We start from the raw sequence: 21,048 nt of genomic DNA, 5'->3' as shown, positions 1-21,048 counted from the left end.
CGGAAGATGGGTAAGATCGGCGCCGCAGCGCTGGCGCTCTTTTTCGTCGGCTCATCGACCATCGGTCTGCAGGACGTGCGGAGCCGGCTGGCCGGCCAGCCCGGTGTCGCCGAACGCGCCCGCATCTCCATCCTCGGCGGGCCGGTGCATCTGCTGAAGGCCTCCACCTTCACCTGGCCCTCCCGTTCCGCCCTGCTGGTCCCTTCAGAAATCAGCACCCCCCCGCTCGCCGGCCTAGCCGTCGACATCAACCGCGCCACCAAAGCGGACCGGCTGGCGCTCACGCCGGTGACGCCACTCGATGCCGATCCGCTTGCCGTCTCCGGCGTGGCCACGCCCGCCAGCCTCGCCGGTTCCGGCAGCGGAACGATCGCCAGCGGCGCCGCCCCTGTCACTACGGGCGCCGGCACCGGCACGCAGGCAGGCGGCTTCGCCGGCACCGGAACCGATCCGCTGGAAGAAGAAGACGGGTCCGAACTCGCCGCGTCGGGGGACGGCCTTTACGCGGTCGAGGCTGGCGACCCAACGGGGGACCCCGCTCAGCTGGAGCCGGTGGCCGCGAGCCTCGATGCCGACGATACCGAGATCCGCGTGCCCGGCAATGGCGTGCTGGCGGCGGCACTGGATGACGCCGAGGCCGCGCCGGCCCCGACATTTGACGCTGACCCCTCCCTGCCGCTTTATCGCCAGAGCGCCTTCATCTTCGGGCTGGACGGTACGGCCCTGCCGCCGCAGCCTTTCCTGCACATGAGCGCCCTGCCGGGCGGTGACAGCGGCACCACGGAAGCGCAGAAAGCCGAAACCGATGCCCGGCGCGTCATGGATACTCCCTCACCAGCCGAGCGGCTGGGCCTCGCCGGCAAGCGGCGCGAGCGGGCGGAAAAATGCCTGGCCGAGGCGGTGTATTTTGAGAGCCGGGGCGAGCCTCGGCGCGGACAAGTAGCTGTGGCGCAGGTGGTGATGAACCGCGTCTTCTCTGGCTACTACCCCGCCGACATCTGCCGCGCCGTGTACCAGAATGCACACCGTCGGCTCGCCTGCCAATTCACCTTCGCCTGCGACAATGTCCGCGACGTGGTGACCGAGCCGGAACTGTGGAAGCAGGCGAAGGAAATCGCCGGCGACATGCTGGAAGGGCATGTCTGGGACGAAAAGGTCGGAAGGGCGACACACTACCACGCGCGTTCCGTCCGCCCGAACTGGATCCGCGAGATGCGCAAGCTCGACCGCATCGGCGAGCACACCTTCTACCGTCCCCGCCGCTGGACGAGTTGAGGCGCCCGGCAGGATAGCGGATGCACGCGGGGCCGCCTCAACTGCCGCAGGTCGCGCAATCGGCCACAACTGGCTGGCCGAGCCGTTGAGCCAGCATCATCGCCTGCTCGCGCGTCTCCGCCGCGTGCCAGCGGCCGTTGTGGCCCGAGGCAGCGGCGTGGATGCCGCGCCCATTGTTGCACATACAGCAAGTGCGCCGATGGACACGGACATATCGATGCGTCTGGTTCTCATACACCCAGAATTCAGCCATTCGTCGTCCCGCCCCCCCCCCGCCGCGACATTAACGGCAACATAGCACCGCGCAGCGGGCAAGAAAAAGCCCGGCTCAAGGCCGGGCTTCTATTATTACGAAGGTCGAACGCTCAGTTGAGCTTCGAGGTCACCTCGGCGACGGCCGCATCGAGCACCCGGTCTGCTGCGCTGCCGACGAGTTGGGTGGTCAGAAGAAGTTCCGAAGCCTTCACCGCCGCGTCGGCGGCTGCGGCCTTCACCTCAGCGAGCGCCTGCGCCTCAGCCTGGGCGATCTTCTGCTCGGCCATCTTGGTGCGACGGACGATGAGGTCCTCCAGCTTCTGCTTGGTTTCGGCGGCAAGGCGCTCCGCCTCGGCCTTGGCGGTTGTGATGATCGCCTCCGCCTCTTCCTCAGCCTCGCGCTGGCGCCGCTTGTACTCGGCGACGAGCTTCTGCGCCTCTTCCTTCAGTCGGCGAGCCTCTTCCAGCTCATGCCGGATGCGATCGCCGCGCGCGTCGAGCTTTGACAGGATGCCGGAAAAGGCCCCTGCCCGGGCGAGCAGGAGGAAGAAGATCACGAAGGCGACGGCGACCCAGAAAGTATCGCTACCCATGGTGCGCTCCTCAGCCCTTGATGGCGGTGTCGACCGCCTCTTCGACCGCACCCGACGTGGGCGTGGTGCCAATCAGCGTGTTAACTATGGTGCCGGCCGCCTCGACGGCGATGCCGCGGACATTGGCCATAGCCGCCGTCTTGGTGGCGGCGATCTGCACTTCGGCCGCAGCCAGCTTGACGTTCAGATCGGCCTCCAGCGACTTGCGGCGCGTCTCGGCTTCCGCCGCGAGCGTATCGCGCGTCTCGGTGGCGATGCCGTGAGCCTTGGTGCGGGCGCTGGCGAGGGCCTTTTCATAAGCCTCGGCCGCCGCCTCGCTCTCCGCCTTCAGCTTGCCTGCTTCCTCGATGTCGTCGGCAATGCGGTCATGCCGTTCTTCGAGAATGGTTGCAATGCGCGGCAGCGCCACGCGGCTCATCAGCAGGTAGAGCGCGGCGAACGCAATCACCAGCCAGAGCAGCTGCGAGGGGAAGGTGTGAACATCGAAGGGAGGGAAGTTGCTACCGTGAGCTTCTGCTGCAGGCACGGCAATCTCCACACCGCTAGCGGCCGGCAAGGTGCCGGGCGACGCCTGGGCGACTATGATACCGGCCGGACCGTGGGGCTCAGACATGGGTTTAGGCTTCCTCGATCACTGCTGATGTCGACTCATCCCGGCCGCGCGGGCCCACGTGGGGGCCGCGCGGCCGGGTGAGGCATCAGACCACGAAGAGGAGGACGAGGGCGACGACGAGCGAGAAGATGCCCAGACCTTCGGCAAGCGCCGCGCCGATGAAGGCGCGGGCGAACTGGCCATCGGCCGCCGACGGGTTGCGCAGGGCGCCTGCGAGGAAGTTGCCAAAGATGGTACCGACGCCGATGGCGGCGAGGCCCATGCCGAGCGTGGCGAGACCGGCGCCGAGGAACTTGGCGGCTTCCGCTTCCATGATCTTCTCCTGTTGGAATAGTCAGATTGGTTGGATGGCTGGATGAACTTCCCGCGACGCGCGGGTCAGTGACCGGGGTGGAGCGCGTCGTTGAGATAGATGCAGGTCAGCACCGCAAACACATAGGCCTGCAGGGCGGCGACCAGGAATTCGAGGGCCGTCAGCGCCACCACCATGAAGAGCGGCAGGACAGCACCGAACCACCCGACGACGCCCGAGGCCGTCATCATCACGATGAAGCCGGCGAACACCTTCATGGCGATATGGCCGGCCAGCATGTTGGCGAAGAGACGCAGCGAGAGGCTGATAGGACGCGAGAGGAACGAGATGACCTCAATCACGACCATGAAGGGAAGAAGAAAGGCCGGCACGCCCGAGGGCACGAACAGATGTAGAAAGTGGGTACCGTGGCGCACGAAGCCGTAGATGATGACCGTCAGGATGACCAGCAGCGCCAGCGCCGCGGTAACGATCAGGTGGCTGGTTACGGTAAAGGCATAAGGAATCATGCCCACCATGTTGGCGGTCAGCACGAAGATGAAGAGCGAGAAAACGAGGGGGAAGAACTTCATCCCTTCATTGCCCGCCGAGCCACGCACGGTGGAAGCGACGAATTCGTAGGAAAGCTCGGCCAGCGACTGCAGGCGCCCGGGAACCAGGGTACGGCCACGGGTGGCGAAGGTAAGGAAAAAGAACACCAGCGCCACGATGCCGAACATGAAGGCGGCAGAATTGGTAAAGGCGAGCTCAACGCCGCCAGGCTGCCCCAATTCCACGATCTTGATGATCTGGAACTGATGGATCGGATCGATCACACTGCCGCTGGCCATCGCCGGTCGCTGCCCTCAACACGCGGCGCCGCTGGCGCCCGCCCCCACCTAAAGCACCGCCGGAGCGGCACCGTCCTTTTATCTGGCGCCTGCCCGCGGGGCCGGCACCGAAATTCCCTATGCACCACCCTCGGGTGGGCTCTTGCGGCCGGTTTCCCCCGCCGCGCGCATCATGTTCACGATGCCCGCGCCAAAGCCCAGCAGCATGAAGACGATCATCCCCCACGGCGCGATGCCGAGAAAACGATCAATGGCCCAGCCAAGGCCGGCACCGACCAGCACACCCGCGACGAATTCGGCACCCAGCCGAAACGCCAGCGTCATGCCGGCTGAAGACGACGTCCGGTCCTGAGTGGCGGACGCCTTCTGTTCGGCTTGCCTCGCGGCCTGCACCTTGTCCAGCGCACTGCCAAGACCGCGAAGTCGGCCGGAGAGCTCAGCTTCGGACGGGTCCGGCTGGGCTGAGCCACCATGGTCGTCCGTGTTTTTTCGGTCGCCCATCATTAGCACTCAAGCCTGACCAGAGAAGGATTTCCCGACCCCGAAGACGGGCGCACCATAGTGTTCGCTCCTAGGGGTGTCAAGGATGTGAACACATCTTTTAAGTCACTGTAATAACTAGATAAAAGCAAAGTCAGGACGCTCTGTCGCAGGCGTTTCGATCGCATCCTGCACCAAGGGAAGGCGTCGGCGATGTTTTTGGCATGCCAGCATCACGCCTAAAGGGGCGCTCTGGCCCGCAGCGTGACGCTGCGCACGTCCGGTGCTGAAGCCCGAAGGCCTCCCAGCATGGCAGACACGTGCCCGTCAGCTCGCCTCAAGAAAGCGTTCGGCGGTGGCGAGATCGACCGAGACCAGTTTCGACACGCCGCGCTCGGCCATGGTGACGCCGAACAAACGGTTCATCCGGCTCATGGTGATCGGGTTGTGGGTGATGGTGACGAAGCGCGTCTCAGTGAGGCGGCGCATCTCGTCGAGCAGGTTGCAGAAGCGCTCGACATTGGAATCATCAAGCGGCGCATCCACTTCGTCCAGCACGCAGATCGGCGCCGGATTGGTCAGGAACACGGCGAAGATCAGCGCCATGGCCGTCAGCGCCTGCTCGCCGCCGGAGAGCAGGGAGAGCGATTGCGGCTTCTTGCCGGGCGGCTTGGCGATGATGTCGAGGCCGGCCTCAAGCGGGTCGTCCGAATCAGTCAGCACCAACTGCGCCTCGCCGCCGCCGAAGAGCGTGGTGAAGAGTTGGCGGAAATGCCCGTCGACGACATTGAAGCTCGCCTGCAGCCGCTCGCGCGCCTCGCGGTTGAGGCCATAAATACCGTGGCGTAGCCGCTTGATCGCCTCGGTTAGGTCGTCGCGTTCGCCGGTCAGCCCCTTCTGCTGGGTCTCGATCTCGATCAACTCGTCTTCGGCACGCAGATTGACCGCGCCGAGCCGCTCTCGGTCGGCCTTCAGTCGACCGAGTTGCTGGTCGAGTTCGACCAGAACCGGCAATTCCGCCTCGGGGGTGAAACCGGCAATCTCGCGCGCGCTCTGGGGTGGCCCATCGAGTACATCGCCGATCTCGCGCGCCAGATCCTCCCGGCGCTGGCGGGCCGCTTCCACCCGCGCCTCCGCCCGGGCGCTATCCTCGCGGGCGGCAGCCAGCGCGTCGAGCGTGGCGCGGGCGAGCTTGTCGCCCTCCACCTGCAGCGATTCCGCACTCGCCAGCCGGTCGGCCGCCTCGCGACGCGCGGCCTCCGCACGGGCGACCTCGTCGAGCAGCGCTCGCCGCCGGGCAGCGAAGCGCACCGGCGCGTCGTCGAGCTCGTCGCGTTCACTGGCGGCTTCTGAGAGGCGTGCCTGCAGCGCCGCCACGCGTTCACCCGTCCCGCCGGCCCGCGTTTCCCAGGAGGCGCGCTCGGCGGCGATGGTGGAGAGGCGCCGCACGCGCTGCTCGCGCTCGCGCACCAGCGCATCGGCCCTCACCCGGGTTTCCGCCAACACGGCGCGGTCCATGGCAACACGGGCACGGATTTCCGCCAGTTGCGCCTCGCCCTCGGCGGGCGGGGGCTGGTCGGCGACGTCGGCACGGGCTTCATCCAGCGCGATCGCGGCGATCTCGCGATCTTCATGAAGGCGGACAAGATTGGCGCCGAGGGCGGCGAGGCGGGCGGTCTGCTCGGCGGCGGCGCGCTCGGCACGGGCGAGCTCGTCGCGCGCGGTTTCCATGGCGCGCAGGCTGGCGCGGCGGGCCTCGCGGGCGGCGTTCTCCCGGGCGGCGGCGGCGCGCAGGGCGGCCTCGGAGGCCTCCAGATCGCGGCGATGGCGGGCCACCTCGGCACGGGCGCCTTCAAGCTGCGCCTCAACATCGGCAAGACGGTTACGCTCGGCGAGGCGCCGGGCTGCGGCGGTCGGGGCATCGGCGGCCGCGACAAGCCCATCCCAGCGCCACAGATCGCCCTCGCGGGAGACAAGGCGCTGGCCGCTCCTAAGCTGAGCGGCGAGACGCGGGCCGTCTGCGCGCGACACGACGCCGATCTGGTTGAGCCGGCGGGACAGCACCTTGGGCGCCACGACATGAGCGGCGAGCGGTTCGGCGCCTTCCGGCAGTGGCGCGTCGCCTTGGGGGGCGACCAGCGACCAGTGCACCGGCGCGGCAGCGTCGGACGGAGCGTCGAGATCGTCGCCGAGTGCCGCGCCCAACGCGGCCTCGAAACCGCGCGCCACCTCGATGAAGTCCAGCACCGGCGACCAACGGCGGGGCGTGCCGACATCGAGCAGCTTAGCCAGCGTGCGCGCCTCGGTGTCCAGCCGCTGGGCGGCCCGCTCGGCCTCGGCCAGAGGGCGGCGGGCCTGGTCGAGCGCGGCGCGGGCACTCGCATGGGCGTTCTCCGCCTCCTGTGCCGCCGCTTCGGCGGTATTGAAGGCCTCCTGCGCCAGTTCCGCCCGCTCCCGTCGATCGTCGAGCCTGGCGGCATCGACATTGGCTTCCAGCTGGCGCTTCTGGCCGGAGAGCTGCTCCACGTCGCGGTCGAGGCGCGACAGGCGCTCGCCCGCCTCGCGCAGGGCGCGCTCCAGCGCGCCGCGCCGGGCCGCGGCTTCGGCATTGGCAGCGGTCGCCTCGGCGAAGGCGCGCTCGGATTCGGCAAGCCGGCCCACCGCCTCACCATTGCGCCCCAACGCCTCGTCCTCCAGCTGGGCGGCCTGCCCCTGGGCGAACGACAGGTCCTCGGCTTCCTGCGCAAGACGCTCCAGCATCTCGCCGGCGTCCTTTTCCAGCGCCCGCTCACGCTCCATGTCGCCGCCCAGCTGGGTGAGGCGGCGGTCGAGCTCCTCGCGACGGGCACCGGCACGGGCCTCCTCGCGATCGAGCTCTCCGCGCGCCAGCGTCAGGCGCTGCAACGTGGCGGCGGCGACGGCATCGGCCTCGCGCAGGGCTGGGATTCCGTGGGCCGCTATGGCTGCGGCACGCGCGGCCTCGCCCTGCTGTAAGGTCCGGGCGGCCACTTCGCGCACGGCAAGATCGAGCGCACGGCTCGCTTCGCCGAGCCCGCCCTCCGCCTCCAGCCAGCGCAGCCAGAGCAGCGCCGCTTCGGCCTTGCGGATATCGGCGGAAAGCACCCGGTACCGGGCCGCCTGCCGCGACTGGCGGCGCAGCGCGTCGAGCTGGCCGGTAATCTGGCCGATGACGTCTTCGAGGCGGGTAAGATTGGTTTCGGCGGCCCGCAGACGCATTTCCGCCTCGTGCCGGCGGGCGTGCAGGCCGGCGACGCCGGCAGCCTCCTCCAGAAGGCGGCGCCGCGCCGTTGGTTTCGCGCCGACGATCTCTCCGATCTGCCCTTGCCGCACCATGGAGGGCGAGCGCGAGCCGGAGGAGGCGTCGGCGAACAGGATCTGCACGTCGCGCGCCCGCGCCTCGCGCCCGTTGATGCGGTAGGAGGACCCTGCCTCACGCTCGATGCGGCGAGAGATTTCCAGCAGATCGGCGTCGTTGAAGATGGCGGGGGCGGAACGGTCGGCGTTGTCGACCACCAGCACCACCTCGGCGGTGTTGCGCGCCGGCCGCGTGGTCGAGCCGCCGAAGATGACGTCGTCCATGCCTTCGGCGCGCATCGCCTTGTAGGAGCTTTCGCCCATGACCCAGCGCATGGCCTCGACAAGGTTCGACTTGCCGCAGCCATTCGGGCCCACAATGCCGGTGAGGCCGGGCTCGATCAGCATTTCGGTCGGCTCGACAAAGGTCTTGAAGCCGGTGAGACGCAGGCGGGTGAATTTCATGCCCCTAGGATGCCGCCCGGCTGACACAAGTTCAAGTGGTACGAATGCCGCGATCCACGAGATGTTGCGATTCGCGGCTCATTCTGCCGCCCGCGTGAATGGTGTCGCTGGCGGCGTTGCGCCAGTGCGGCTCACGTAGCCTGCCATCCCAGCCAGACACGCAGGCGCGCATTGACGACCAGCGCCGCCAGCGCGAAGGCGCAGCCCAGCGTGACGTCCACCACCCGGTCGGCGGCGGCGTATATAGGCACGGCCATCAGCGTGCCGACCAGTTGCAACAGCAGGATGATGAACGCCGCCATCGCCGCCATGCCGAGCGCGCCATGCACGCGCTGCCCGGGCCAGCGCACCAGCGCCGCGAGGGTGAGGCCGGCCATCAGCCCGGCCGGGGAGGTAATGAGCGCGCCATAGAGAAAGGCCGTGCCCGCACCGAGCACCGTGCCCAGCGCGAGGTCGACCATCATCCGGCGGCTGAAATTGGTGTCGTCGCGCAGCACGATCACCACAGAGAACACCGCCCAGTGCGGGTGCGGCAGTCCAAACAGGCGACCCACGAGAAAGGAAGCGGCCACTGCCACCGCTACGATGCCGGCAAAAAGCAGCCGCTCCCCTCGCGTTGCGCGCAGATGCGCGGCAATGGCCGCAAGCGTTGGCGCGGTGGAGGGCCGCCAAAGCCCGGTGGCGACATCCCACCCCACCGATACCAGCCAAGCATAAGCAGCGAACACCGCCACCACGGCAACGTCACCCGGCTGGAAGGGCACATCGAGCGCGGCAATCGCGGTGGCAAGGCAGAAGAAGCGCGCGGCAAAAGCGGCACTGGGATGCACCGCCTCCACCAGTGCATAGAGCGCGGCGGTGGCCACCAGCGCGATCGCCGTCAGCCAGAGATGACCGGCCACAACGGCACCTAGCAGCGCGCCCACCAGAACCACCAAGCCAGCCGTGGCGAAGAGCACCGCGCGCTGCCAGACAGCGCCGCCCGTGTCCAGGGTGAAGCCGAGAATGCAGGTAAGCAGCGCGTAGCCCACCCAGTAGTTCTGGTGCAGCGCCAGGCCCGCCACCATTGGCGCCATCACCGTGACGGTGAAACGCAGCGAGCGGGCGAGCAGCCCATCGCCATGCCAGCGCGGCAGGCCCCCTGCGATGGGACGGGACGGACCCGGTCGAGACGGCTTCGCGGGCGGGTCCACCGACGATCTCGATGAATGCAGATTTGGCGGCATCGCTTTACCCGGTCTTTACCCTGTCCGGCGGAGATTGTGGATACACGAGTTCCGTTGCGTCCGTTACGAGTAGGGTAGAGCGTTCATGAAGGTCGTTCGCAACGGGGAAGCCCTTAGGGCTCCCCGATCCGGCATTGCCCGTTCCGCTGGCCTGCCCTCCAACCTTCCCCTCGACAGCATTATACGCGGCGATTGCATCGCCGCCCTTTCGCGGCTTCCTGCCGCCTCGGTGGACCTCGTCTTCGCCGATCCGCCCTATAATCTCCAGCTTCAAGGCGAATTGAAGCGCCCCGACGACAGCCGGGTCGACGCGGTGGACGACGCTTGGGACAAGTTCGACAGCTTCGAGGCCTATGACGCTTTCACCCGCGCCTGGCTGCTGGCGGTGCGGCGGGTGCTCAAGCCCACCGGCACGCTGTGGGTGATCGGCTCCTATCACAACATCTTCCGCGTCGGCGCGATGCTGCAGGACCTCGATTTCTGGATCCTCAACGACATCGTCTGGCGCAAGACCAACCCGATGCCGAATTTCCGCGGCCGGCGCTTCACCAATGCCCATGAGACGCTGATCTGGGCGGCGCGCGAGCCGGAGGCGAAGGGCTACACCTTCAATTACGAGGCGCTGAAAGCGGCCAATGAGGATGTGCAGATGCGCTCCGACTGGCTGTTCCCGATCTGCTCTGGCCATGAAAGACTGAAGGATCAGGACGGCCACAAGGTGCATCCGACCCAGAAGCCGGAGGCTCTGCTGGCCCGTGTCATCCTTTCGGCCTCCAAGCCCGGCGACGTGATTCTCGACCCCTTCCTCGGCTCGGGCACCACGGCGGCGGTGGCCAAGCGGCTCGGCCGGCATTTCATCGGCATCGAACGCGACGCCACCTATGCCGACGCGGCCCAGGCCCGCATCGACGCGGTGGAACCGCTGCCCGATCTGGCTCTCATCCCCGCACCCACTGCGCGCGAGGCGCCGCGTATCGCCTTCAATTCGCTGGTTGAGCGCGGCCTGCTCACCCCCGGCACCCAGCTCACCGACGCCAAGGCTAAAGTGCGGGCGATGGTGCGGGCGGACGGCACGCTGTCGCTGGAAACCGCACCAGGCCTCGGCCAGATCGGATCCATCCACCGCGCCGGAGCTCTCGCCCAGGGGCTGGAGGCTTGCAATGGCTGGACCTACTGGCACATTGCCACGCGCGAAGGGCTGAAGCCGATCGACACGTTGCGCGCCGTGGTGCGCTCTGAAATGGCGATGGCGGCGGAGTAGCCCACCTTCCGCTCCGGCACCCGGGCATGAAAAAGGCCGCCCGAAGGGGCGGCCTCGTCATCATCGATGGGGACTGATCAGAGGTTGCCGGCCTTCTTGACCGAATCCTTGATCTCACCCTTGGCCTGCTGGGCCTCGCCCTTCAGCTCCTGGGCCTTGCCCTCGACCTGCATCTTGTCGGAGCCCGTGGCCTTGCCAACACCCTGCTTCACATTGCCCATGGCCTCGTTGCCCATGCCCTTGGCCTTGTCCATCGTGCTACCCATGGTCGTCATCTCCTGTTCTGATCCGCTCGGTTGCGGCTTGCAGGAATAACGAGCGAGGCAGCGGAAGGTTCATTCAGGACCGGCGAAAAACGGCTGGGCGTGGGCCAGCACCTTGCGCATGACGCTCGGAAACGCCTCGGCGTCGAAACCTCCCGGAAGTACCCAACGGTGCCCGGCTGGGGCCAGCGTATCGGCTGGCGCATCGGCTCGCCACAGCTGCAATTCCAGCGCGAAATGACTGAATACATGGGTAACGGTGGCATTGAGCGCCGTCCAGGTTGTGACCAGTGGGGCATGTGCGGCCGGATGGGCGCTGCCGCCGGCTTCCCACGGGGTGGAGGGAACCTCGCTCATCCCCCCGAGCAGCCCCTTGGGCGGACGCGAGCGCACCAGCACGGCGCCATCCACCCGCACCGCGAGGAAGGCGACGCCTTGGCGGGTCGGACGCGCTGCCTTCGCCGCCTTGACAGGATAGCGCTCCGGCGCACCCTCGGCGCGGGCGGCACAGGTGTTCTGCCACGGGCACAGGGAGCAGGCGGGCTTGCGCGGCGTGCAGATGGTGGCGCCAAGGTCCATCATCGCCTGGGCGAAATCGCCATAGCGGGCCTGCGGCAGCAGGGTGAGCGCCAGCGCGCGAAGCTTGCCACGCGCTTTAGGGAGCGGATCAGCCACCGCGAACAGCCGCGCCACCACCCGCTCCCAATTGCCATCCACCGGCGCGGCGCGGCGCTCGAAGGCGATGGCGGCGATGGCGGCGGCCGTATAGGGGCCGATGCCGGGCAAGGCGAGGAGCGCCACCTCATCGGCGGGAAACTGCCCGCCATGGCACTCGCTCACCGCCTTGGCGCAGGCGTGCAGATTGCGGGCGCGGGCGTAATAGCCAAGCCCCGCCCAGGCAGAGAGCACCTCCTCGAGTGGCGCGGCGGCCAGCGCCGCCACTTCCGGCCAGCGCCGCAGAAAGGTCTCGTAATAGGGTGCGACCGTGACCACCGTGGTCTGCTGCAGCATGATTTCCGATAGGAACACCCGGTAGGGGTCCTGGCGCATGCCCTGCGGCGCGCGCCAGGGCAGGCGTCTCTGGTGGCGATCATACCAGGCGAGCAGCGCGCCCGGATCGGGCGAAGCAGGCACGGCTTTGTCGACGGCTGGATTGGCGGCGGCAGGCATGCGATCCTCGGGCACAACGCCCGCACCGTGGCCGTATCGGCAGCGCCGGGCAAGACGAGATTATGATGGCCCCCCGTTCCCGCCCCCGCCCGCTCGCCGACCTGATCGACGCGACCATCGCCGAGAGCTGCCGCAAGCGCGGCCTCGCCTCCGTGGAGATCGTCACCCGCTGGGCCGACATTGTCGGCGAGGCGCTGGCCGCCCGCGCAATCCCGATCAAGCTCGCCTGGCCCTCACGACCGGACAGCGGCGAGCCCGGCGTGCTGCATGTGCGGGTCGAAGGCGGCTTCGCCATAGAATTGCAGCACGATGCGCCGATCGTCATCGACCGGGTGAACCGCTATTTCGGCTGGCGCTGCATCGGCCGGTTGGCGCTGAAGCAGGGGCCGGTGCCGCGCCCGCGCCCGCGCTTTCGCTTCACGGAGCCGGACGCTGCGGAATGCGGCGCTGCCCAGCAGCGTATAGCCACCATCACCGGCACGTTCGAAGATGACGGGCTGGCCACCGCCTTGGCGCGGCTCGGCGCGCTGGTGGCGCGCGAGACGCGCGGCAAGGTCAACGGCTGGAGCGCCGACGGCACCCGAGGGAATGAGCCGGGTTTCACGCAGCGGTGAGGCCCGGGGCGGCGGCGCCCCGTTGCCAGGACGCCGCGCGAGATGTAGGCGCTAGAGCAAGACGCAAGACGCGGACACAAGACACAGGCATTCAAGGCCGGCGGGAACGCCCGGCTGCTTCGGGAGACCAACAATGATCGACCGCCGTCGCTTCCTCGAAGGTGTTGGCGCCCTTGCCCTCACCCTTGCCGCCTTCAAGACGCTGGGCGGCAGCCTGATCGGCCGCGCCGAGGCGCAGACAGTCGACCCCGAGAAGCTGATGGCGCCCGGCGCCCTGCCCGACCAGGTGCTCGGCAAGGCGGATGCCCCTGTCACCATCGTGGAATATGCCTCGCTGACCTGCGGCCACTGCGCGCATTTCCACGAGACCACCTATCCGGTGATGAAAGAGAAATACATCGACACCGGCAAGGTGCGCTTCATCCTGCGTGAGTTTCCGCTCGACATCGTCGCCAAGGCGGCCTTCATGCTGGCGCGCTGCGGCGGCGAGGGCAAATATTACCCAATGACCGACACGCTGTTCGAGACCCAGAAGAACTGGGCTTTCTCGAACAATCCGGCGCAGGCGTTGCTCGCTATCGCCAAGCAGAGCGGCATGACCGAGGCCCAGTTCAACGCCTGCCTTAACGACACCGCTCTGGCTGGCCAGATCGACGAGGTCGCCAAGCGCGGCGCCACCGAATTCGGCATCGATTCCACCCCCACTTTCTTCATCAACGGCAAGAAGGTGTCGGGCGCGCTAAGCCCGGAGCAGTTGGATAAGGAACTGGCACCCCTGCTCGGCGCCAACTGACGACCATCCTTTTTCCGAGGGTTCCCGCGTGCCGGGAACCCTACATTGGATGTGCGCCCTGCTGCCGGCGTTCTGCCCCTCACTCCGGCAGCACGATGCGGCCGGCGGCGTCAAAGGGAAAGCCGGGATTGTGGGCGACCTCCCAGGGATGGCCATCGGGATCGGCGAAATAGCCGGAATAGCCGCCCCAGAAAGTCGGCTGCGCCGGGCGCAGCGCCCGCCCGCCGGCTGCCACGGCGCGGATCAGCGTGGTATCGACCTCCGACCGACTCGCCCGGTTGCAGGCCAGCGCGATACCGCCGAACGCCCCCGGGCGTCCGGCCAGCACGCCGGCATCGGCGGCAAGCTCAAGGCGCGGATAGAGTGAGAGAACCACGCCGCCGGCATCGAAGAAGGCAGCGCCCGTGGCCTCCGTCACCCGCCGCTCCAGCCCCAGTGCCTCATAGAAGGCGATCGCCCGCTTCAGATCGGCAACGCCTAGCGTCACTAGCGAGAGCCGCAGCGGAGGCATTGCGCGCGGCGACGCCTTTGACCCGGGCGTCGGAGCGCTCGCCGCAGTGCTGCCTTCCCTCTCGTCCCGTTCCGTGCCGCCCTGCCCGCTCATGCGCCTTCTCCGAACAACGACAATTGCTCGCCCTTCTGCGGCGGGCGGGTGAAATGGCGGGTGGTCAGGCGGATATGCCGCCGGTTGAGCCCGAGCCGCTCGCTGGCAATCTCGAAACGCCGCGCCAGCGTCCAGGCATAGGGACCGGTACCGGTCATGCGCTGGCCGAAAGTGGAATCGTACTCGCGCCCGCCATGCAGTTCCTTGAGCAGCGACAGCACATGGCGGTAGCGGTCGGGAAAATGGGTGAGCAGCCATTCGCGGAACAGGTCGCGGATCTCCAGCGGCACCCGCAGCATGACATAGCCGGCTTCCGAAGCGCCAGCCGCCACCGCCGCGTCGAGGATGCGCTCCAGTTCCGCATCGGTGACGACAGGAATGACTGGCGCCACAAGCACGGCGGTCGGCACGCCGGCCTCGGACAGGCGGCGCAGCGTGTCCAGCCGCCGCGACGGGGTCGCCGCGCGCGGCTCCATAATCCGCGCCAGCTTGGCGTCGAGAGTGGTGATCGACAGCGCCACCTTCACCAGCCCCTTCTCCGCCATAGGTGCGAGAATATCGAGGTCGCGCACCACCAGCGCTGACTTGGTAACGATGCCGACCGGATGGCCGAAATCGCGCAGCACTTCGAGGATGCGCCGGGTCAGGCGCCACTCCCGCTCGATCGGCTGGTAGCCGTCGGTGTTGATGCCGAGAGCAATGGTGCGCGGCTCATAGCCGGCCTTGGCGAGTTCCTTGGCCAGAAGCTCTGGCGCGTCCGGCTTGGCGAACAGCTTGGTCTCAAAGTCCAGCCCAGCTGAGAGGCCCTGATAGGCGTGGGTCGGCCGCGCGAAACAATAGACACAGCCATGCTCACAGCCCCGATAGGGGTTGATCGAGCGATCGAACCCGACATCGGGCGATTCGTTGCGATTGATGATGGTGCGTGGCTTTTCCACCGTCACGCTGGCGCGGAAGGGCGGCAGATCATCCAACCCCTGCCAGCCATCATCGAAGCGCTCGCGGCTGTGCGGCTCGAAGCGTCCGGCCGGATTGGAGAGAGCCCCGCGTCCGCGCCGGCGATTCTCCTCCACCATCCAGTCGGGCATGGGCGGAGGCGGCACCGCATCAATGTCCGACAGGCCGGTCAGGTCGCGGGCCGCCTCCGCCCGCTCCAGCGCGCGGGCGTCGCGGCGCTGCTGCGCCAGCCGTCCCAAATGCCGGGGAGCGGCAGGGCGCGCGGGCGCGCCGGAGGGCCGATCGGGAACTGTGCGTTGCATGGCGGATTCTCTCGGGCGGAGTTCTTCTCTAACGCAGCACTGAGAACATATCAAGAACATTGACCGAATTGCGACAGCCGGGCTGTACGGGCGCAGAACGGTGCGATAGGCAGGAAACCCTCTCTCCGTCAGGCCCGGGGCGCCTCCCCGGCCTTTTCAGACCCAGATCATCAAGGGTGGCCACGGCGTGATCTCGGTCGTCATTCCCACAGGCGCGGGCGCCAAGCGGCTGATTCCAACCCTCGCCTCGCTGGTGCCGGGCGCCGCCGCCGGGCTGGTCCGCGAGGTGCTGCTGGTTGATTCAGCCATGTCCGGCGATGTCGCCGAGATCGCGGACGCGGCGGGATGCGAATATCTCGCCGGCCCGGCCGATCCCGGCGCGCGGCTGCGCCAAGGTGCTGCGGCGGCACGGGCCTCCTGGCTGCTGTTTCTGGAACCGACAGGGCTCTTGCAGGAAGGCTGGGCGCGTGAGGTGCGCAACTTCACCGACCAGGTCGAACGAACCGGGACCAATGAGCGGCGGGCCGCCACCTTCCGGCTCGCGCTGGACGGTTTCGGTGTTTCGCCTCGGGTGAAGGAGGCGGCAGCGATGCTACGCCATGCCATCACCGGCAGGCCGCGCCCCGAACAGGGGTTGCTTCTGCACCGTCGCCTCTATGAGGCGCTAGGCGGCCACACCCCTGGGCCGAACGCCAATCGGCGCCTGCTGGCGCGGGTCGGGCGAAAGCGGCTGGTGCTGCTGCGCTCGCAGATCCTGCTGCCGGAGGAAGGCTGAGCTTCAGACGGCGTGCCGCCGGCCCCGAAATCAGACGGGCGCACGCAGCTTGCCGCGCTTGAGGTGTTCGTCGAGCCGGGGCAGAATCTCGACGAAATTGCAGGGCTTGTGGCGGATATCGAGTTGGTGGACGAGGATTTCGTCCCATCCGTCGCGGCAGGCGCCGGGCGAGCCGGGAAGACAGAATACATAGGTGGAATTGGCGACCCCGGCGGTGGCGCGGCTCTGCAGGGTCGAAGTGCCGATCTTGCCGAAGGACACCATGTGGAACACGGTCGAGAAGCCCTCCATGCGCTTCTCGAACAGCGGCTCCACCGCCTCGGGGGTCACGTCGCGGCCGGTGAAGCCGGTGCCACCGGTGGTGACGACGACATCCACCTGCGGATCGGCGATCCAGCCGGACACCTGCGCTCGAATCGCCTCGACATCATCCGGCACGATGGCACGGGCGGCGAGATGGTGGCCGGCTTGACTGATGCGCTCGACCAGCGTGTTGCCGGAGCGGTCATCCTCGGGCGTACGGGTGTCGGAAATGGTCAATACCGCGATGGAAAGCGGAACGAAGGCGATACCGGAACTCATGTCGGCCTCTCGGTTGGCGGCCCTCAGATGGCCCCCTTGAAGGTGTTGCACTGCGCCAGCGAGCCTTTATCGAGCCCGTTCCTGAACCACTTCACCCGCTGGGCGGAGGTGCCGTGAGTGAAGCTGTCAGGCACCACATAGCCCTGCTGCCGCTTCTGCAGGCGGTCGTCGCCGATGGCCGCGGCCGCGTTCATCGCCTCTTCGATATCGCCATCCTCAAGGATGCGCCACTGGGCATCGGCATGGTGTGCCCACACGCCAGCGAGGCAGTCGGCCATCAGTTCGACCCGCACCGAGAGTGCATTGGCTTCCGTGCGCGAGGCCTGGCGCTGGCGCGCCTGCACCTGTTCGAGCAGGCCGATCTGGTTCTCCACATGATGGCCGACCTCATGGGCGATGACATAGGCGGCGGCAAAATCGCCCGGCGCTTTGAAGCGCTTGTTCAGTTCGGTGAAAAAAGCAGTGTCGAGATAGATCTTCTGGTCGCGAGGGCAATAGAACGGGCCGGTAGCGGAATCGGCCGAGCCGCAGGCCGAGCGGGTGGCGCCGGAAAACAGCACCAGACCCGGTTGGCGATAGGCCGATCCCTGCCCCTTGAACAGCAGCGTCCACACATCCTCGGTCTGGGCGAGCACCACGGCGGCGAAATCGCCGAGCTTCTGGTCCTCGGCGCTGAGCGTGCGCGCCGGAGCGCTCTGGCGCTGCGGTGATGTCTGCTGGCTGGTGCCACTGCCATCACCGAGCAGAATTTCTGCGCCGCCGATCAGCACCGCCGGGTTGATGCCGGTGGCCCAGGCGATGAGGCCGACAATGATCAGCCCGCCAATGCCAAGGCCACCGCGCCCCATCCCGCCGCCGCCAGAACCTCCGCCGCGCCGGTCCTCGACATTGCCGCTCCGACGGAAACCCTCCCAACGCATCTTCAACTCCCCGGATGGCAGCGCCACGACGCGAGTGTGAAACACCCGTGCCGTGGCAGCAATGCGCCGGGAGGCATCCGGTTCCGCCAGTGGGTGGCGGAAGGTCAGGCGGATGTCCGCACCGGCGCGCGCAGAAAGTCGCGGGCCAGCGTCAGGTCGGCCTGAGAGAGCCCGTGCCCGGTCGGCAGGGTGCGGTGGTCCAACTCAGCCCCGGCAGCGCGCAGTTGGCTGGCGAGGCGGGCGGCGTTCTCTTCGGGCACGATGGGGTCCATCGCGCCGGACAGCAGCAGCACGGGCCGCCCAGCGAGGTCGGCCGGCGGCGGCACAGCCAGCGGCACCATGGCGCGCATCAGCACGGCACCGGCCAACACGTCAGGCTGCGTCAGCAGCAGCGCGGCGGCGATATTGGCGCCGTTGGAAAAGCCGACCGCAATCGGCGCGGCGAGGCGATAGGCCACGCGCGCCTCGGCGATGAAGTCGGCGAGTTCTACGGCGCGGGCGCGCACGTCATCCTCATCGAACACGCCTTCGCGCAGCCGGCGGAAGAAACGCGGCATGCCGCTCTCCAACACTTTTCCGCGCGGGGACAGCAGAGCCGCGTCCGGCGCGATCATGCCTCCGAGTGAGACAAGGTCGTTCTCGTCGCCGCCAGTGCCGTGCAGCAGCAGAAGCGGGGCGACACCCGCCTCGCGGGCGGGCTCATAGCGATGCACGAAGGAAAGCGCGGCGTCGGTCATGACTGCCTCCTCGTCGGTAAGGGAAGGGCGCCGCCCTGTCACGGGCGGCGCAATTGTTCATGCGATTTCTGGCAGCACGGCCTCGATCTGGCTGCGGCGGCTCTCCAGGAAGTCCGGCAGCTTCAGCGCCTCGCCGAGGCTCGCCGCCGGCTCGTCGGCCGCGAAGCCGGGGATGTCGGTGGCGATCTCAAACAGGACGTGGCCGGGCTCGCGGAAGTAGATGGACCGGAAATAGTTGCGGTCCTTCTGCTCCGTGGTGGCGATGCCGTGGTTCTCGTTCAGCTTCTTCACCATGGCGAACTCGGCCGCGTCGTCCGCCGCGCGGAAGGCGATGTGGTGCACCGAGCCGCCGCCCATGCGGGCCGGCAGGAAGCCGCCGGCCTCATGGATGTCGACGATCGCGCCGATCTCAGTTCCCTCGGCCTTGAAGCGCACCAGCGAACCCTCGCGGCCGATTTCGGCAAAGCCGAACACGTCGGTGAGGATCGCCCCGGTGGGCGCCGCCTGGGCGAGCAGCAGGTTCACGCTGTGAAAGCCGCGAATGGCGTTCTCGGCGGGAACGTCAGTGCCGAGCCAGGCGGGCTCGTTCTCCGTTCCGGCCACACCGACCAGCGCGAGGCGCATGCCGTGCGGGTCCTTGAAGGCCAGCACAGTCTCGCCGAAGCGCTTCACCGGTGCGCTGTGCGCCACGCCCATTTCGACGAAACGCTGCGTCCAGTAGCCGATGGAGCCCGCCGGAACGCGGAACGCGGTTTCCTGAGTCTCGCCGATGCCGAGCCTACCGGGGGCGACGTGGTCCCAGGGGAAGAAGGTGAGGATGGTGCCGGGCGAACCCACCTCGTCGCCATAATAGAAGTGATAGGTGCCGGGATCGTCGAAATTGACGGTCTTCTTCACCAGCCGGAGACCGAGCGTCCGAGTGTAGAAGTCGACATTGCGGCGCGCATTGCCGGCGATCGCCGTCACATGATGGATGCCATTGCGGTTCATGATCTTGCCCTCGTGTGAGCGCCACCTGCGCTCCTGTTGCGACAAGAGATAACCCGGCAACGACGCAATGCCAGACCTTATCAATTGCGTTGACGCAATCTCATCTGTGCTGCTATCGTCAGCTCCGCCGTCAGGCTGGATGACAGGAACAATTCCCGCGTCATCACAGCGATTTAAGCCGACGCATCAGCGAGGACCCGCATGGCCGAGCCGTTCAAAAACCTTGGCTGGGACGATTTCCGGCTGATCAAGGCGGTGGCCGATGCGCGCGGCCTGCCGGCGGCCGCCATGGCGATGAATGTCAACCATTCCACCGTGTTCCGCCGGCTCAAGCAGATCGAGGACCAGCTCGGCACGCTGCTGTTCGAGCGCCACCGCACCGGCTACGCCCTCACTCCCGCCGGCGAGGAGATGGTCGCGCTGGCGAACCGGCTGGACGAGGAGATCACCGCCGTCGGCCGCAAGCTGGCCGGACGGGAGCCGGCTCCCTCGGGTGAGCTGCGGGTGACGACCCCGGATTCGCTGCTCATTCACCTGCTTATGCCGATGCTCGCTACCTTCCGCGAGCGCTACCCGGAAGTGCGGCTCGACATCGTTCTCAGCAACCAGCCGCTGAACCTGTCCAAGCGCGACGCCGATGTCGCCATCCGCGCCACCGACAATCCCCCTGAGAACCTGGTCGGCCGGCGCGTCGCCCGCATCGCCTGGGCGCTGTATGGGCGCGCCGTGGATTTCCCGGAGCCGCGCGCCGTGACGCCGCAGCAATTGGAGGCCCGCAACTGGGTGTCGCTGGGCGACAGCCTCGGCTCCCTGAAGACAGTCAAATTTGTTCAGGAAAACGTCGCCGCCGACAAGGTCGCGTACAAGATCAACAGCGTGCTCGGCATCGCCGAGGCCGTGGAGGCGGGCATCGGCATCGGCCACCTGCCGTGCCTGATTGGCGATGCGCGCCCCTCGCTGGTGCGGCTCGGGCCGCCCAATAATGATTATGCCGCCGATTTGTGGCTGCTCACCCATCCGGACCTGCGCCATTCGCCGCGCGTGCGGGCCTTTCTCGACTTTCTCGCCGGCGAGATCGCCCGGCACCGGCGCTTCATCGAGGGGCAGATCGAGCTTCCCGATGAGAGCGGATCGGACAAGGGTGTGGCGGAAAAGGGGACGGAGGAAAAGCCTGGACCAAGCCCCGAGGCTACGGCTTGAGGCGCGCCAGAAGCCGGTCGCGCAGCCGGCTGAGATCGTCGGTCAGTTCGCGCAGCTCCTGCGAATCATGGTCGAGGCACACGCCCATCTCGGTGGGAACCCGCTGCGCCTCGCAGCGCAGCGCCCGGCCCTTGTCGGTGAGATAAACCCGCACCTGCCGCTCATCGGCCGCGTCGCGCACCCGGCGCACCAGCCCGGCGACTTCCAGCCGCTTGAGCAGGGGGGTCAGCGTGTTGGTCTCCAGAAGCACCCGATCGCCGATCTGGCCGACGGTCAAGCCTTCCTCGGACCACAACGTCACCATGGCGATATATTGCGGATAGGTCAGCCCCAGCCGGTCCAGCATCGGCTTGTAGACGCGGTTGAAGGCGTGGTTGGCCGAATAGACCGCGAAGCAGAGAAAATCCTTGAGCTTGAGCGTGTCGTCGGTGCTGGACATATTGAAACCATGCGTGCCTTTAGCCAGCACCGTGCGCCCGGCCGGCACCGCCGACAAGCGGGTTTTTGCGTAACGC

The 21,048-nt window shown here is 67.5% G+C and carries 23 protein-coding genes; 6 read left to right on the top strand and 17 right to left on the bottom strand.

Annotated elements, in window-relative coordinates:
* Positions 1-6: 6 nt before the first annotated feature.
* Positions 7-1,275: a cell wall hydrolase gene (locus tag A3M1_RS0110950; protein ID WP_018389013.1), complete on the top strand. Its 1,269-nt coding sequence runs from the start codon at positions 7-9 to the stop codon at positions 1,273-1,275.
* A gap of 37 nt (positions 1,276-1,312) precedes the next feature.
* Here the strand turns inward: A3M1_RS0110950 and A3M1_RS26440 are convergent, their stop codons facing one another.
* The 8 genes from A3M1_RS26440 to A3M1_RS0110915 all read right to left on the bottom strand — a co-directional run bounded on the left by A3M1_RS26440 (position 1,313) and on the right by A3M1_RS0110915 (position 9,332).
* Positions 1,313-1,528, bottom strand: a complete 216-nt coding sequence (locus tag A3M1_RS26440; protein WP_156029642.1) for a hypothetical protein — start codon at positions 1,526-1,528, stop codon at positions 1,313-1,315.
* Positions 1,529-1,640: 112 nt separating this feature from the next.
* Positions 1,641-2,123 (bottom strand): F0F1 ATP synthase subunit B, encoded by a 483-nt coding sequence (locus tag A3M1_RS0110945; RefSeq protein WP_018389012.1) that lies wholly within the window; start codon positions 2,121-2,123, stop codon positions 1,641-1,643.
* A gap of 10 nt (positions 2,124-2,133) precedes the next feature.
* Positions 2,134-2,736, bottom strand: coding sequence for a F0F1 ATP synthase subunit B (locus A3M1_RS0110940; protein WP_018964124.1), 603 nt, complete (start codon positions 2,734-2,736; stop codon positions 2,134-2,136).
* Positions 2,737-2,821: 85 nt separating this feature from the next.
* Positions 2,822-3,049 carry a F0F1 ATP synthase subunit C gene (locus A3M1_RS0110935; RefSeq protein WP_018389010.1) on the bottom strand — a complete coding sequence of 76 codons (228 nt, stop codon included), beginning with the start codon at positions 3,047-3,049 and terminating at the stop codon, positions 2,822-2,824.
* Positions 3,050-3,114: 65 nt separating this feature from the next.
* Positions 3,115-3,864 carry a F0F1 ATP synthase subunit A gene (locus A3M1_RS0110930; protein WP_026221270.1) on the bottom strand — a complete coding sequence of 250 codons (750 nt, stop codon included), beginning with the start codon at positions 3,862-3,864 and terminating at the stop codon, positions 3,115-3,117.
* A gap of 132 nt (positions 3,865-3,996) precedes the next feature.
* Entirely contained in the window at positions 3,997-4,380 is a 384-nt protein-coding gene (locus tag A3M1_RS0110925) for an AtpZ/AtpI family protein (protein ID WP_371258743.1), read from the bottom strand.
* 306 nt (positions 4,381-4,686) lie between these two features.
* Entirely contained in the window at positions 4,687-8,139 is a 3,453-nt protein-coding gene (gene smc, locus A3M1_RS0110920; RefSeq protein ID WP_018389007.1) for a chromosome segregation protein SMC, read from the bottom strand.
* A gap of 131 nt (positions 8,140-8,270) precedes the next feature.
* A complete protein-coding gene (locus tag A3M1_RS0110915; protein WP_245261638.1) occupies positions 8,271-9,332 on the bottom strand; it encodes an FUSC family protein in 1,062 nt (353 codons plus the stop codon).
* Between the two features lie 118 nt (positions 9,333-9,450).
* Here A3M1_RS0110915 and A3M1_RS0110910 point away from each other — a divergent pair, with 118 nt between their 5' ends.
* Positions 9,451-10,626 carry a site-specific DNA-methyltransferase gene (locus tag A3M1_RS0110910; protein WP_018389005.1) on the top strand — a complete coding sequence of 392 codons (1,176 nt, stop codon included), beginning with the start codon at positions 9,451-9,453 and terminating at the stop codon, positions 10,624-10,626.
* Between the two features lie 77 nt (positions 10,627-10,703).
* Here the strand turns inward: A3M1_RS0110910 and A3M1_RS0110905 are convergent, their stop codons facing one another.
* Both A3M1_RS0110905 and mutY read right to left on the bottom strand, forming a co-directional pair.
* The gene (locus A3M1_RS0110905) at positions 10,704-10,892 is read right to left on the bottom strand and encodes a CsbD family protein (RefSeq protein WP_026221269.1); all 189 of its coding nucleotides are present in this window, start codon (positions 10,890-10,892) and stop codon (positions 10,704-10,706) included.
* Positions 10,893-10,961: 69 nt separating this feature from the next.
* The gene (mutY, locus tag A3M1_RS0110900) at positions 10,962-12,059 is read right to left on the bottom strand and encodes an A/G-specific adenine glycosylase (RefSeq protein WP_018389003.1); all 1,098 of its coding nucleotides are present in this window, start codon (positions 12,057-12,059) and stop codon (positions 10,962-10,964) included.
* A 65-nt stretch (positions 12,060-12,124) separates the two neighbouring features.
* On the opposite strand from mutY, the gene A3M1_RS0110895 reads away from it, so the two are divergent.
* Together A3M1_RS0110895 and A3M1_RS0110890 are read left to right on the top strand one after the other, a co-directional pair.
* Positions 12,125-12,673 carry a DUF721 domain-containing protein gene (locus tag A3M1_RS0110895; RefSeq protein WP_018389002.1) on the top strand — a complete coding sequence of 183 codons (549 nt, stop codon included), beginning with the start codon at positions 12,125-12,127 and terminating at the stop codon, positions 12,671-12,673.
* Positions 12,674-12,806: 133 nt separating this feature from the next.
* Positions 12,807-13,466 (top strand): DsbA family protein, encoded by a 660-nt coding sequence (locus A3M1_RS0110890; RefSeq protein WP_018389001.1) that lies wholly within the window; start codon positions 12,807-12,809, stop codon positions 13,464-13,466.
* A gap of 79 nt (positions 13,467-13,545) precedes the next feature.
* Here the strand turns inward: A3M1_RS0110890 and A3M1_RS0110885 are convergent, their stop codons facing one another.
* Complete coding sequence (locus A3M1_RS0110885) at positions 13,546-13,977, bottom strand: VOC family protein (protein WP_018964125.1); 432 nt, start codon at positions 13,975-13,977, stop codon at positions 13,546-13,548.
* A gap of 89 nt (positions 13,978-14,066) precedes the next feature.
* Positions 14,067-15,158 (bottom strand): PA0069 family radical SAM protein, encoded by a 1,092-nt coding sequence (locus A3M1_RS0110880; protein WP_245261875.1) that lies wholly within the window; start codon positions 15,156-15,158, stop codon positions 14,067-14,069.
* A gap of 358 nt (positions 15,159-15,516) precedes the next feature.
* Here A3M1_RS0110880 and A3M1_RS0110875 point away from each other — a divergent pair, with 358 nt between their 5' ends.
* On the top strand, positions 15,517-16,104 hold the full coding sequence (locus tag A3M1_RS0110875; protein WP_018388998.1) for a hypothetical protein: 588 nt from the start codon (positions 15,517-15,519) through the stop codon (positions 16,102-16,104).
* Between the two features lie 30 nt (positions 16,105-16,134).
* Here A3M1_RS0110875 and moaB read toward each other — a convergent pair whose 3' ends face one another.
* The 4 genes from moaB to A3M1_RS0110855 all read right to left on the bottom strand — a co-directional run bounded on the left by moaB (position 16,135) and on the right by A3M1_RS0110855 (position 19,333).
* A complete protein-coding gene (moaB, locus tag A3M1_RS0110870; protein ID WP_018388997.1) occupies positions 16,135-16,686 on the bottom strand; it encodes a molybdenum cofactor biosynthesis protein B in 552 nt (183 codons plus the stop codon).
* Positions 16,687-16,709: 23 nt separating this feature from the next.
* Complete coding sequence (locus A3M1_RS0110865) at positions 16,710-17,606, bottom strand: neutral zinc metallopeptidase (RefSeq protein WP_026221268.1); 897 nt, start codon at positions 17,604-17,606, stop codon at positions 16,710-16,712.
* 104 nt (positions 17,607-17,710) lie between these two features.
* Positions 17,711-18,343, bottom strand: a complete 633-nt coding sequence (locus A3M1_RS0110860) for an alpha/beta hydrolase (protein ID WP_018388995.1) — start codon at positions 18,341-18,343, stop codon at positions 17,711-17,713.
* Between the two features lie 57 nt (positions 18,344-18,400).
* Positions 18,401-19,333 carry a ring-cleaving dioxygenase gene (locus tag A3M1_RS0110855; protein ID WP_018388994.1) on the bottom strand — a complete coding sequence of 311 codons (933 nt, stop codon included), beginning with the start codon at positions 19,331-19,333 and terminating at the stop codon, positions 18,401-18,403.
* 201 nt (positions 19,334-19,534) lie between these two features.
* Here A3M1_RS0110855 and A3M1_RS0110850 point away from each other — a divergent pair, with 201 nt between their 5' ends.
* Positions 19,535-20,533 (top strand): LysR family transcriptional regulator, encoded by a 999-nt coding sequence (locus A3M1_RS0110850; RefSeq protein WP_018388993.1) that lies wholly within the window; start codon positions 19,535-19,537, stop codon positions 20,531-20,533.
* Here the strand turns inward: A3M1_RS0110850 and A3M1_RS0110845 are convergent.
* Complete coding sequence (locus A3M1_RS0110845; RefSeq protein WP_026221267.1) at positions 20,523-20,972, bottom strand: MarR family winged helix-turn-helix transcriptional regulator; 450 nt, start codon at positions 20,970-20,972, stop codon at positions 20,523-20,525. The genes A3M1_RS0110850 and A3M1_RS0110845 overlap by 11 nt on opposite strands.
* Between the last annotated feature and the right edge of the window lie 76 nt (positions 20,973-21,048).

The organism is Ancylobacter sp. FA202, from assembly GCF_000380205.1.
Taxonomy (GTDB): Bacteria; Pseudomonadota; Alphaproteobacteria; order Rhizobiales; family Xanthobacteraceae; genus Ancylobacter.
The sequence above is the reverse complement of the archived record's forward strand: the minus strand, read 5'-3'. Positions and strand labels throughout refer to the sequence as shown.